The sequence below is a fragment of the Anaerocolumna cellulosilytica genome (genome assembly GCF_014218335.1).
GTDB classification, from domain to species: Bacteria; Bacillota; Clostridia; order Lachnospirales; family Lachnospiraceae; genus Anaerocolumna; species Anaerocolumna cellulosilytica.
The window spans coordinates 467,239-480,806 of sequence record NZ_AP023367.1; the positions used below are offsets into that span (position 1 = coordinate 467,239).

Annotated in this window: 8 protein-coding genes; 6 read left to right on the forward strand and 2 right to left on the reverse strand. The window is 38.0% G+C overall.

Going from position 1 to position 13,568, the window contains the following annotated elements; all coding sequences use genetic code 11:
- Both acsn021_RS02170 and acsn021_RS02175 read right to left on the reverse strand, forming a co-directional pair.
- Entirely contained in the window at positions 1-1,338 is a 1,338-nt protein-coding gene (locus tag acsn021_RS02170; RefSeq protein ID WP_184092719.1) for a 5-bromo-4-chloroindolyl phosphate hydrolysis family protein, read from the reverse strand.
- A 292-nt stretch (positions 1,339-1,630) separates the two neighbouring features.
- Positions 1,631-2,650 carry a LacI family DNA-binding transcriptional regulator gene (locus tag acsn021_RS02175; protein WP_184092718.1) on the reverse strand — a complete coding sequence of 340 codons (1,020 nt, stop codon included), beginning with the start codon at positions 2,648-2,650 and terminating at the stop codon, positions 1,631-1,633.
- Positions 2,651-2,907: 257 nt separating this feature from the next.
- Here acsn021_RS02175 and acsn021_RS02180 point away from each other — a divergent pair, with 257 nt between their 5' ends.
- From acsn021_RS02180 to acsn021_RS02205, 6 genes are all read left to right on the forward strand, one after another.
- Positions 2,908-4,626 (forward strand): extracellular solute-binding protein, encoded by a 1,719-nt coding sequence (locus tag acsn021_RS02180; protein ID WP_184092717.1) that lies wholly within the window; start codon positions 2,908-2,910, stop codon positions 4,624-4,626.
- An 82-nt stretch (positions 4,627-4,708) separates the two neighbouring features.
- A complete protein-coding gene (locus tag acsn021_RS02185; protein WP_184092716.1) occupies positions 4,709-5,599 on the forward strand; it encodes an ABC transporter permease in 891 nt (296 codons plus the stop codon).
- Between the two features lie 51 nt (positions 5,600-5,650).
- Complete coding sequence (locus acsn021_RS02190) at positions 5,651-6,538, forward strand: carbohydrate ABC transporter permease (RefSeq protein WP_184092723.1); 888 nt, start codon at positions 5,651-5,653, stop codon at positions 6,536-6,538.
- Positions 6,539-6,557: 19 nt separating this feature from the next.
- Entirely contained in the window at positions 6,558-8,972 is a 2,415-nt protein-coding gene (locus acsn021_RS02195) for a glycoside hydrolase family 31 protein (RefSeq protein WP_184092715.1), read from the forward strand.
- A 40-nt stretch (positions 8,973-9,012) separates the two neighbouring features.
- A complete protein-coding gene (locus acsn021_RS02200; RefSeq protein ID WP_185264948.1) occupies positions 9,013-10,920 on the forward strand; it encodes an alpha amylase N-terminal ig-like domain-containing protein in 1,908 nt (635 codons plus the stop codon).
- Positions 10,921-11,091: 171 nt separating this feature from the next.
- Entirely contained in the window at positions 11,092-13,347 is a 2,256-nt protein-coding gene (locus acsn021_RS02205; RefSeq protein WP_197978590.1) for an alpha-amylase family glycosyl hydrolase, read from the forward strand.
- Positions 13,348-13,568 lie beyond the last annotated feature (221 nt).

The following is a 13,568-nucleotide window of genomic DNA, read 5'->3' on the forward strand; positions in this document are numbered from 1 at the left end:
TTAATCATTCGATACAAAATCTTTTTGTGTCAGACCTTCCTGCGCAAGAAGGGTTTCCAATACAGATATATCACTGGAAACGTCCATTGTTACATCTTCATAAAGGCTGTCCAACAAATTCTCAAAAGCATGATTTATAGTAGTAAGTGTTTCTTCAATCTCGTTCTTAGTGTTTGATATATTATCGCCCTGTACAGATAATATATCAAATTCTTTATAGGCATTTACCAGCTTTAGAGTGGTAGGAAGATAATAATCCATAAATTTCTTTATATCTGCTAACTGGCTGGGATGCTGCTCTATATAAAGAAAAATTTTGCCTACGACTTCTTCGAGACGGTCTAATTTTCTAGATACTTCTTCACCGGGAATTGCATCATTAGCATCTCTAATCTGCTGTATACAAGCTCTGCCGGCTTCGATGGCGTTTCTTACTTCTTGAGTATAGGAAGCGGTAGAATCTGCTTGTTCGTCCGTATGTTCTTTTAGATTGCTTTGTATTTCCTGCATACGAACGTTTTTTATTAGTTCCTTATATTGCTTATAGCTTTCATGATTTAACATAATACAGGTTTCTTGTTCATCAAATCTTCCTTCCGGAAACATGCCGATAGTAACCATCTTACGTAAATCCTTAATCACATACTTACGCTTAAGCCCCAGTGCAGAGGAAAGGTCATTTATAGAATAATAAGAGTGGCTCTTAATAAAATCCATATAACGGTAAAATCGTCGCAGCCTTTTTCTTAGAAAACTGCCTCTGGCTAACAAGATGCCGCTGATAAAAAAGAAGGGCAACAAGGAAAGAGAAATGGTTAACAGATTTAGTCCACCTGCCAGAAGCCAAATTAAAGCCAGAATAAAGGCTCCAGTACCAAAAAGGCTCATTCCGATACTTCCAAAAATCGTGTAGAGAATACTGGCAGTTTTTCCTACCGGTACATAGGGGTATGGCTGCTTTTGATTTGCCATCGGTGTATGTGTGTATTTTGACCAAGTTGAAGGCTTATAGGCTTCGTATTGTTTCTTTCTTTTGTAGTTCATATCAGGGTTTGATTTATCCTCAGCAGCTTTGCTATAATGCCGCCCTTTATAAGATTCTCTGTTCTTATGATTGGGTTTGTTCTGCTTATCTTCATGTATAGAATCATCCGAGTGCCCTGACTTACCTCTATACCTGACATACTCTGAATTAAGAGAACTCTTAACTTCCTCTAATGCACCTTTTACAGTATGACTGATATCTCTATTTAATTGATGAAAGTCCCGACTATTCACTGCATTCTGGACTATATCTTTTATTTCATCTCCCAAATCAGTGAAATTCTTTCTGTTCATTAAAGTTCCTCCACTATGTTGCTTTAACCGATAACTAGCTTTATTATATCTTATTTTTTATGAATTAACAATTTAAATTATGATTGCAATATGATTAAATAGTTAATCATATTATAATACTTGTTGGTGATAAAAGGAATATGAATCATCCTTCAATAAGAATAACCATATTATTGCTGCTTTACAAGCGGTGAAAAATAAATACCCTTGCAACTCATAACTTGCAAGGGTATTTTGGTTCAAAAATGTAAATTACTATATAGGTGTATGTTGTTAAAACTATTTGCTTCTCTTACAGTATTTTTTGAACACTCTGACGAACTTCCAATTGTACATCAAGAGTAATATTTTGTGAAGGGATTTCAACTTGATTCATTGCATCTAATAATAATTCCACGGCAGAATCTGCTTTCTTTTTAACATCCTGTGATACAGTAGTCAATTTTGGGGTTACGAATGAACACAAATCCAGGTTATCAAAACCGATAACAGACAAGTCATTGGGAACAATGCAGCCATTGAGTTTTGCACCTTCTATGATACCCAGGGCAAGTAAGTCAGCAGCGGCAAACACTGCTGTTACATCATATCTATGGTTTGCCAGGTCGCGGCCAATATGAATTCCGTCCTCATAGCGGGTAAAGGTTTGAATCAGATTCTGTTCGTTATATAGTATTCCGGATTCCCTTAAAGCATTGCGATATCCCTGATAACGCTGGCTTACAATAGCATTGTTTTCACTGTAACATCCGGAAAAAGCAATTCTTTGGTGTCCGTTGGCAATCAGATATTTGGTAGCAATGTATCCGCCTTTATAATCATCAACACCAACCGTAATAGCCTTTGGATTGGTTTTATTATAGCTGTCAATAAAAACAATGGGGCATTTACTATTCTTTAGTATTATGTTCATTGCATCTTCTGTCTGTTGTGATATAAATATTGCTCCGTCTACATTCCAGTTCTGCAAAATGGTGGATACGTTCTCAGCTGTCTCAACTGACCTAATAATTGCATAATAACCGGATTGACGAATCAGGGCTTCCAGTTCCCCGAATAATTCACTGATATAGGGATCTTTAAAATGATTCTGGCCTGCTTCGTATGTATTGATAAATACTGCAATCAGCTTGGAAGATTTTTGGGATAGGCTCCTTGCACTAAGATTTGGTACATAATTATATTTTTTAACCAGTTCTTGTATTAAGGTTATGGTCTGGCTTGATACTTTGGAATGTTTTCCGTTGATGACATTGGATACAGTCATAATACTAACACCAGCCTCTTTGGCGATATCTTTTAAAGTAGCCATCAATTGTTCCCTCTCATTTGTTTTATTGGTTTAACGATAAAATAGAGAATGTATTATATTTATCGTTAAACCTTTCTTTGTTAAAAATATTGGTTTAAACTAAGTTTAACATGTTTAAAATGGAATATCAATTAACATATTCACCAAAAATTAGAGAGATTGCAAAAATAAATTGACAAATATTTGAATAAGTATTATATTATAAGCATAGTTTAACGTTAAATTAAAGGAATGGATTGATTTAGGAGGAATGGTTGATGAAAAGAAAATTATATCAAAAGTGTTTTGCATTGACTGCTGTATTTTGCCTAACTATGGGTTTGCTAGGCGGGTGTGCACCAAAAACAGAAACTACCACCAAGAATACACCTAAGGATTCTACATCAGATGTATCAGAACAATGGAACCTGGCAAAAACAACACCGGATGCACCTTATCCGGAAGAAGTTACTTATACTATTGGTTTACAGGTAAATGCAAATGTTACATTTCCAGAAGGCAGTAATGACACCGCAGAAAATAACGGGTATACAAGGTTATATAAAAATAAATTAAATATTCAGAATAAGAATATATTTGAAGCTGTCGACGGTGAGGATTATGAACAGAAAGTATCCATGGCTATTACAACGGGTGAAATCCCGGATATTATGAGTGTTGATTACAAAACCTTAAAGGAATTAATCGACAATGATATGATTGAAGACCTTACAGAAAGCTATAACAATTGTGCCAGTGACTTAATGAAGGAGATTTATGCATCCAATGATAATAAATCTCTGGAAATGGCAACTTTTGATGGAAAGCTGTATGCCATCCCGGTGACTTCCATATCAGCAGGACAGGAGATGTTATGGTTAAGGGGTGACTGGATGGATAAATTAAATCTAAAGGAACCTGAGACAATCGCGGATATAGAGCATATATTACAAGAATTCGTAGAAAAAGACCCGGGCAATAACGGAGCCGGTAAGACCGTAGGTCTTGTGCTTAATCCGGATATCTATTATGGAGGATATGCTCAGGCTTATCAGGCAAATAATATTTTTACATACTTTGGAGCTTATCCTGAACAATGGGTAGCGGATAAGGACGGAAATGCAGTATATGGTTCGGTACAGCCTGAAATGAAAAGAGGCTTAGAGGTACTTGCTGACTGGTATAAGAAAGGTTTGATTGACCAGCAGGTTGCAATTAGAAATTTCGATGATATAACTGCATTAGTAACTTCAGGACAATGCGGAGCCTTATTCTGCGGCTGGTGGGCGCCGTATACCCTGGAATCCTCTTATGCTTTAAATAATGAGGTGGATTGGAGATCATATATTGTTCCTGCCGGTGAAGACGGTAAAGTGACAATGTTTGCAGGGGATCCCAATCAGCACTATAAAGTGGTAAGAAAAGGTTATGAACACCCGGAAGTGTTAGTTAAGGCGGTAAATGTTTCTCTTAATTATAATCAGGGAACATCTTCTTATACGGATACCAGCGATATTGCAAAAGAATATCTGGATTATGTCAATCATGCTTATGGTGTAGACCCAATCGGAGGTTTTGATTACTATAATGCTGCAGCACTTGCTTATGAGCACATTAATGAAGCGATTGAAGGAAAAAGAGATCCGCAAAATATGATTATGTATGAAAATACACTATACCAATCCTGCCAGAAATATTTAGATGCCATTGCAAAAGGTGAAAAAGCGGATTCAACTGATTGGTTAAATTATAATGCACGAATGGTTTCCAGCAAGCTTATGTATGAGACACCGGTCAATGTAGTACAGCCTGTCTTCTTTGACCAGACGGACTCCATGCCTCTTAAGTGGTCAACTCTTCAGAAGATGGAGCGAGAGGCTATGTTAAAAATCCTTACAAATGAAAAAAGTGTTGATTATTTTGATGCTTTCGTAGATGAATGGATAAAAGCCGGGGGAGAACAGATTACGAAAGAAGTGAACGAAGCAATCAAGTAAACAGTTATACCTGTAGAGTCTTGGCATACAGGAATCGGACGGTTTCTGTATGCCATATTGAAATAAAGGTGGATAGATGCAGATGCGCAAGCCAAAAAAACAATTATATTATCATGTCATGATGCTTCCGGGAATGATATTTTTAGCAATTTTCTCTTTTGTTCCAATGTTTGGTATTATAATGGCCTTCCAGAATTACATTCCTGCGAAGGGCATTTTAAACTCCAAGTGGGTCAATTTTGACAATTTTAAGTTTATATTTACCATACCAGATAGTAAGCAGATATTCTTTAATACAATTACTATCGCTTTAGGTAAGATGATACTGGGAGTTATCGTTCCTGTTTGTTTTGCTTTACTGTTAAATGAGATTAGAAGAAAAGCATTTAAAAAGACGATACAGACCATTGTCTATCTGCCTCATTTCTTATCATGGGTAGTATTAGCCTCTGTTGTACAGTACATTTTCTCTTATGAAGGACCAATCAACTCCATATTATCGGCGTTGCAGATTAGTCCTATTATGTTTATGGGAAGTAATACCTGGTTTCGCCCGATTATGATTTTGACGGAAACCTGGAAAGAATTCGGTTATGGTTCTATTATATATCTTGCTGCACTGACAGGTATTGATCCCGGCCTATATGAGGCAGCAGCAATTGATGGAGCAAACCGTTTTAAAAGGCTGCTGCACATTACATTACCAGGTATCCTGCCAATTATCTTAATTATGACTACTATGAGTCTTCCGAATATATTAAGTGCGGGCTTTGACCAGATATTTAATTTATACAACCCCTTGGTATATGAGTCGGGAGACATTATTGATACATATGTATACCGGGTAGGTATGCTGCAAAGACAGTACAGCCTTGCTACAGCAGTTGGTCTTATAAAGTCGGTGGCGGGTGCGATTTTAATTGCTACTGCGAATAAACTAGTAACTACATTTTCTGACCGCAGAATGTTTTAGAATAAATAGGATGGGAGCTAGGTAAAAAAATTGAAAGGCATGGGTTTTAAAATGCAGATTCAGAAAAGAAAAAAACTATATATCTCAGATGTTATGATATATTTGACTGCAGTATTGCTAATGCTGTTATGTCTGCTTCCGCTTTTGAATGTTGTAGCCACATCCTTTAGCAGCAGTGCTGCGGCAACAGCAGGAAAAGTCGGTATTTTACCGGTAGGTTTTACATTAAATGCGTACCGGAAGATTCTCGATGACCAACAGTTTTGGAGATCCTTTATGATATCGGTAATACGTGTAGTACTGGGAACTATCTTAAATCTTGTGTTGGTAATCACTATGGCATATCCCTTATCAAAAAGTAGAAGAGAATTCCATTCACAGGGAATTTATATCAAATTTGTTTTATTTGCCATGTTATTTAACGGGGGGATGGTACCATTATTTATGGTAGTAAATAAACTTGGATTATTAAATTCCATCTGGGCATTAATACTCCCGGGAGCAGTTGGTGTAGGAAATGTTATCTTGCTGATGAATTTTTTTCGGAGTGTACCAAAATCCCTGGAAGAAGCAGCAGAAATTGACGGAGCTAATCCGCTGCAAATCTTAATTAACATTTTTTTACCTGCTTCTAAACCTTGTCTTGCAACCATATGTTTATTTAGTATTGTAGGACATTGGAATGATTATTTTAGTGGAATATTATATATTTCCAAAACCTCAAATTATCCTTTGCAAACATACATTCAGTTAATATCAGCCGCCTTTGACTTATCCAAGGTAACGGATATTGAGAAGTTAAAACAATATCTATCAATATCAACAAGAACACTTAACTCTGCCAAAATTGTTATTTCTGTTATTCCTTTATTAATTATTTATCCGGCATTGCAGAAGTATTTTACAACAGGTCTTGTTGTAGGAGCAGTGAAAGAATAAATAATATGGAGGAAAACTCATGAAAGAGATCTATCGGATTAAGGTTTCATCCCAAAGTGATGCTGGCAGTATAATTCAAGGCAAGAATTATCGTATTACTGTATTAACAGACCGTTTACTTCGAATGGAATATAATGGGGAAGGAGAATTTGTAGATATGCCGTCACAGACGGTTTGGTTTAGAAAATTTCCCGTTGTCTCTTATGAAATGGTTGAAGATAAGAATATAATCAGAATTCGAACGAAAAACTTGCAGCTGGAATATAAGAAAGACGAAAGTTTTTCTGCGGAATCGTTACAAATAAAAATGCTTGCTAAAAATCATATGGTATTAGACTGTTGGCATTATGGTGATTCCATTCACACATTGAAAGGTACGGTACGGACTTTGGATGAGGTAAATGGAAGTACCCATCTTAGCGAGGGAGTGATATCACAGCAGGGATTTGCCCTGCTGGAGGACAGTAAAAGCTATCTCATTCATGAAAAGGGAGAATTACAGCCACGTCCTAAATCACATGTGGATTGCTATTTTTTCGGATATGGACATTCCTATCAGGAGTGTATCAGAGATTTTTACCGGTTAACCGGATTGCCTCCCTTACTTCCCAGATATGCTTTGGGAAACTGGTGGAGCCGATATCATAGATATACGGATAGGGAATATAAACAATTGGTTACGACCTTTGAAGAAAAGAAGATACCGGTTTCTGTGGTAGTTATCGATATGGACTGGCATATAACAGAGGTAGAGAAGGAGTATGTAAGCGGTTGGACCGGTTATACCTGGAACAGAAAGTTGTTTCCGGTGCCTGAGGAGTTTTTAAGCTGGCTTCATGGCAGAAACCTGAAGATTACACTCAATGTCCATCCAGCGCAAGGGGTTCGCCCTTATGAAGAATGTTATGAAGAAATTGCAAAGAGCTTAGGCTATGATGTGGCTGAGAAAGAAACCGTGGTATTTGATGCGGCAAGTCCTGAATTTATAGAAGCCTACTTAAAGTATTTACATCATCCCAGGGAGGCAGAAGGAGTAGATTTCTGGTGGATTGACTGGCAGCAGGGAGAGGCAACCAAACTTCCGGGACTCGATCCATTGTGGGTTTTAAATCATTATCATTATCTAGATAATTATAAAGACAAGGTTCGTCCCATGATTTTATCCCGCTATTCAGATATAGGAAGTCACAGGTATCCCATCGGCTTTTCGGGGGATTCGGTCATATCCTGGGAGTCGCTTGAGTTTCAGCCCTATTTCACGGCGACGGCCTCCAACGTTGGTTACTGCTGGTGGAGTCATGATATTGGCGGGCATATGATGGGGAGTTATAGTGAAGAACTTCAGATTCGATGGCTGCAGTTCGGCGTATTTTCACCTATACTGCGTCTGCATAGTTCTGCCAGTCCGTTTAATCATAAAGAGCCCTGGAATTATACCATCGAAACGGAAACCATTATAAGTCAATATATGAGGCTGCGCCATAGGCTGATTCCATATCTGTATTCCATGAATTATAGAATACATACGAAAGGAATTCCCTTAATACGCCCTATGTATTATCTTTATGCTGAGGAGAAAGAGGCATATCATTGTCCCAATGAATATTTTTTTGGCTCCGAATTCCTTGTACACCCTGTAACGTCTCCTATAAATGAGGAAGCAAGAGTAGCGAAAGTGAATTTTTGGTTCCCGGAGGACATCTACATTGATTATTTTACCGGTTTAATTTATCAGGGTAAACGAAGAATGAATTTATACAGGGATAAAAAAAATATACCGGTGCTAATGAAGGCAGGAGCCATTGTACCATTAGCCGTGGCGGGAGATAACATGAATGATTCTTCCAATCCGAAAACATTGGAACTCTGTATAGCTGCCGGTGCAGATGGGGAATTTGCCCTATATGAAGATGATGGTTTAACCATGAATTATGAACAAGGGTGCTTTGCAATTACCAGAATGAGGCTGGATTATAGAAAAGCAGGAGAGTTAATGATAGAGAAACCGGAGGGAGATATGACAGTAATACCTCCTGACAGGACATATCAGGTAAGAATGAAAGGTTTTCAGGACCCTGGTAAGATTTTAATGATACGCGGTAAGGAACAACAGGAGCTTAAGTATCAATATAACTCCCTGCAAAATGAAATTCTGACGCAGACGCTGCTGTCCGGGCAGGAATCAATACGAATAAAATTTTTATCCGGTATGCAATTAGCACAAAATTCAGTGAAAGAATTCTGCTTTCAAATATTAGACCGAGCAGAGATTGATTTTTATAAGAAAGACTTAATTTATGACTGGATTCAAAAAGATACTGTTGAAAGTGTGTTAAGTTCTATACAGACACTGCCGGTACCTGCTGAGTTGTTTGGAGCAATCAGTGAAGTGTTACTGGCGCAGAACGGTAAGGATACATATAAAAATGAATGACTGCAAAAGTTTATTCATTATGAAGACAGGGGGAGATAACTTGTATCAATGGTTAGACAGTGTATATTCGGATGGGTCAAAATACTATATAAGTAACCCTTATCCAGTAAAAGGAGAAACCATATCCATTCGGCTGCGAATGCTTGAGAACACAGAAATAACTAATGTTTTATTGAGAACCAAAGAATTTGGTATGGAACGGCTCTATACTATGGAAATTCTGAAAAAAGAGAGAGGCCTCCTCTATTTTACGTGTGATGTTACGGTTCAGGAGACTAGATTACAGTACCAATTCTATCTGGTTACAAAGGAAGGCATCTATTATTACACGCAATACCGGATTACAGATTACATACCGGAAGAATCGAGAGATTTTACCATATTGGTTGATTACCAGAGGCCGGACTGGATGAAAAAAGCGGTTTTTTATCAGATATTTCCGGAACGGTTTTGTAATGGGCAACCGGAGCTTTCTGTTAAAGATGGTGAATATACCTACCAGGGACATAAAGCTATACAGGTAAAAGAATGGAATAAGCCTGCGCTTACTTGGGAAGAGGGGCATGGCGTTGACTTTTATGGGGGAGATTTGTACGGAATTCTTGAACAATTGGATTACCTTCAGCAATTGGGAATTACGGCAATCTATTTAAATCCGATTTTTGTATCTCCCTCCGTGCACAAATATGATTGCATTGACTTTTATCATGTAGACCCTCACCTTGGGGGAGATGCAGCATTGGCTAAATTAGCAGAGGAACTTCATATCAGAAATATGAAATTGATTTTGGATATTTCTATTAACCATACAAGTTCTGCCGGGGAATGGTTTAACCGAGAGAATGAATTTTATGAGAAAGAGGTAGGGGCTTACCAGAATAAGGAGGCAATCGAACGGGATTTTTACTTTTTCGATAAAGAAAACCGCTACGATACCTGGGTAGGTGTACAAACCATGCCTAAATTAAACTATACTTCAGAGGAATTAAGAAACCGGATATACAAATCCTCTAATTCGGTTTTAAAAAAATGGATACAGGCTCCTTATCATATCGACGGCTGGAGATTTGATGTTGCAGATTGTATGGCAAGGAATGAGACGATTGATTTATATCATGAAGTATGGAGAGAGATTCGGCAGGAATTAAAAAAGGAAAGGCCGGATATATTGATTTTGGCTGAGGATTGGTCAGATTGTGCAGGTATGTTTCAGGGGGAGGAATGGGACTCTGCAATGAATTATTTTGGATGTACCAGACCCATTCGGGAGTTTCTTGGAGAGACAGATTTATTCCATGCAAGAAATGAAATTTTAAGAAAAGTACCGGTGCGTATGAGTGCCAGACAATTGAAAAATCGGATACTTAGCTACTATTCCATAATACCCGGTGGAATCTGGAATCAGTTATTTAATTTGTTAGGCAGTCATGATATTGCAAGACTACATAATAATACGCAGATTCATCCGGAAGAATATCGCGGTGCTGTCATAATGCTATTTACTTTACCGGGAACACCCAGTATATATTATGGGGATGAAATACTGTTGGCTGGAAGAATCACCGATAATGAGGGATTTCGCTATCCAATGGACTGGAGCAAAGCACTCAGTAAAGAGAAGGAGGAGAATTACTGGTTGTATCAAAAGCTTGCCCTTCTTCGTCAAAGTTCAGAGGCTTTAAGTGATGGTGGGTTTATAGTAGTCTGTGAGGAAGGTTATGTGTTTGCTTTTGCAAGATTTACAGAAACAGAACTTATATTAGTTATTTGTTCCACGGATTCTAAAGAGCAGGAGATAATCTTGCCATTAAAGAACTTTGGTATAAAGGATATATCAATGCAGGAAGATTATTTTGGAGTACAGATTTGTGCTAAGGCAGAGGAAGGTATGCTAAAGCTTAATGTTTTGGCCCATCAGAGTTATTTATTGCAGATTAATCTTACATAATACGATGTTAAGCCGCTTTTTATGGGTGGAGTAAAAAGTGGTTTGATATAGAGGCGTGTAATCCATCGACACGCTGTACATATGAAAAAGCATATGTAAGGAGTTTCCTTTGTATGAAAGAAGAAAACATCTTGAGTTTACGTGTGCTTAAGCACGCAGATAGGAGGTCGCATGAGAAAAAATCATTCTATGTTAAAAGTAATTTTTTCAACAATGGCAGCAGCACTTTTTATAACTTCAGGAGTTCTGCCACAATCTCCCCGCTTAGTACAGGCCAATGCGGGTTATGTAGAGAATTTAGGTCCGGTGACAGCAAAGGATGTGGTATATCAGATTATTACAGACCGTTTTTATGATGGAGATACCAGTAATAATATTCCGGATGGCTCTAATCCGTCTTATTTTGATGGAACCGGAGGTAACTTAAATCACTTTCAGGGTGGTGACTGGCAGGGTATTATTGAAAAGATTCCCTATTTGAAAAATATGGGTATAACTGCGGTCTGGATTACAGCACCTTATGCAAACCGTGAAGATGCTACTGTTAGTGGTAATAATAGCTGGGTAGCATATCATGGATATCACGTTCGGAATTACTTTGCAACGAACGAACATTTTGGTACGTTAAATACCTTTAAAGAGTTAAGGGATGAGCTTCATGCGAATGGTATAAAACTTGTAATAGATTTTGTTACGAATCATACCAGTGATACCTTTGTGGATGGTAAATTATATGAACCGGATAAATTAGCAACCGGTGAGTATGCCATAGGTTCCGACGGAAAGCCTTATGATGCTAACGGAGACGGTATTGTTGAAAACCTTGTGGCAGATCCCAATAACGACTATAACGGGTGGTTCCATCATTATGGCAACCGTGCGGACAGTCAAACCGATGTATGGAGCTACCGGAATAAAGACCTGGCCAACCTGGCGGATTTTTCTCAGGAAAATGCCCAAGTGGTATCCTACCTTGAGAGCGCAGTAGCATATTGGACAAGATTAGGCGTTGATGGAATTCGTCATGATGCCACCTTACATTTGAATCCTGCTTTTGTACGAGGATTGATGGATGCGACCAACAGTATACAGACAATTACGAATTTCGGGGAATTTTTTATCGGACGGCCCAGCTCAAAATATAGTGAGTATATCAGTTTTCCCACCAGAACCGGAGTACATAATCTTGATTTTGAATTCTATAACGCAGCCACCTCAACATTTGGTAGTTTTTCAACTACTATGAGTGATTTTGGTAATATGCTGCTTTACACTTCCGCAGATTATGATTATGAAAATCAAACTGTAACCTTCCTTGATAATCATGATGTCAGCCGTTTTGGTTACATTCAGCCAAACCAGAAACCTTATAATGCTGCATTAGCTGTATTATTAACCTCAAGAGGAATACCAAATATATATTATGGAACGGAGCAATATATCAACCCCGGTTCTTCAAGTAACGATGCAGGGCGTGTCTTTATGCAGACCTCTGCAGGTTTTAATGAAAATACTACTGCATATAAGGTAATCGGTGAATTGTCAGAATTAAGACAGAACAATAATGCTGTAGCATACGGTACAACAAAAGTTTTATATAGCAGTAATGATGTCATTGTATTTGAACGTCAATTTTATGATGAATATGTAGTTGTTGCTGTTAACCGTCAACCGGATCAATCCTTTACTATAAATAATATAAAAACTAGTCTTCCGGCAGGAAATTATACCGATACACTAAATGGCTTGTTATATGGTGATAGTGTAAATGTCAGTGCTTCCGCTGCGGGTAATGTAATAAATAGTTTGCATTTACAGGGTGGGGAAGTCAATGTATGGTCTTATGACATGGGTAATGATTCTACCAGTGCACCGCGTATTGGAGATGTTATAAATACAATGGGCAGAGCAGGACAGAAAGTGTATATTTCCGGACAGGGGCTTGGTGGTTCACCGGTAGTATCCTTTGGTACGGTACAGGCGACAGTGCTTTCGGCAACAGATACCAATATTGTAGCTGTAGTTCCTGGTGGTGCAGTTGCAGGCATGAATAATATTACGGTAACAAATAATGGAGCAGCCAGTAATGCGTTTAAATATAATGTTCTAACAGCTGACCAGAATCAGGTGATTTTTCATGTGAATGCGCAGACCAATTACGGTGAAAATGTTTATGTTGTGGGCAGTATACCGGAACTAGGTTCCTGGAATCCGGATAAGAGCACAGAAGCGATGCTATGCCCGGAATATCCTCATTGGTATCTGCCTGTTAGTGTACCAGTAGGAACTACCTTTGAATTCAAATTTATTAAAAAAGATGCAAATGGAAATGTTGTTTGGGAAAGCACTTCAAACCGTGTATTTACCTCCAGTTCTGATAGCACAGGAGTTGTAAATACCCAGACTTATAATTGGAATCAGAATTAATGTAAGTATGTTATTGTATAAAGCACTCCATAACGCAAAAATAGCAATAGGATAGTATATTATGAGGAAACTGCTGCAAATTAAGTGATATTGCAGAAAGAAGCCCTTGGATTTTCCTTCACACACCGGTTTCATGACACATTGCCAGTTCTGCATGCGATAATCGAACAAAAATTGTTCGTTATCTGCATATAGAACTGGCAACTTGTCTTTCGGACAGT

Bases quoted from the DNA above. Each gene is read 5' to 3' on its own strand.
- acsn021_RS02170 (WP_184092719.1), bottom strand. From the start codon at position 1,338: ATGAACAGAAAGAATTTCACTGATTTGGGAGATGAAATAAAAGATATA.
- acsn021_RS02175 (WP_184092718.1), bottom strand. From the start codon at position 2,650: ATGGCTACTTTAAAAGATATCGCCAAAGAGGCTGGTGTTAGTATTATG.
- acsn021_RS02180 (WP_184092717.1), top strand. From the start codon at position 2,908: ATGAAAAGAAAATTATATCAAAAGTGTTTTGCATTGACTGCTGTATTT.
- acsn021_RS02185 (WP_184092716.1), top strand. From the start codon at position 4,709: ATGCGCAAGCCAAAAAAACAATTATATTATCATGTCATGATGCTTCCG.
- acsn021_RS02190 (WP_184092723.1), top strand. From the start codon at position 5,651: ATGCAGATTCAGAAAAGAAAAAAACTATATATCTCAGATGTTATGATA.
- acsn021_RS02195 (WP_184092715.1), top strand. From the start codon at position 6,558: ATGAAAGAGATCTATCGGATTAAGGTTTCATCCCAAAGTGATGCTGGC.
- acsn021_RS02205 (WP_197978590.1), top strand. From the start codon at position 11,092: ATGAGAAAAAATCATTCTATGTTAAAAGTAATTTTTTCAACAATGGCA.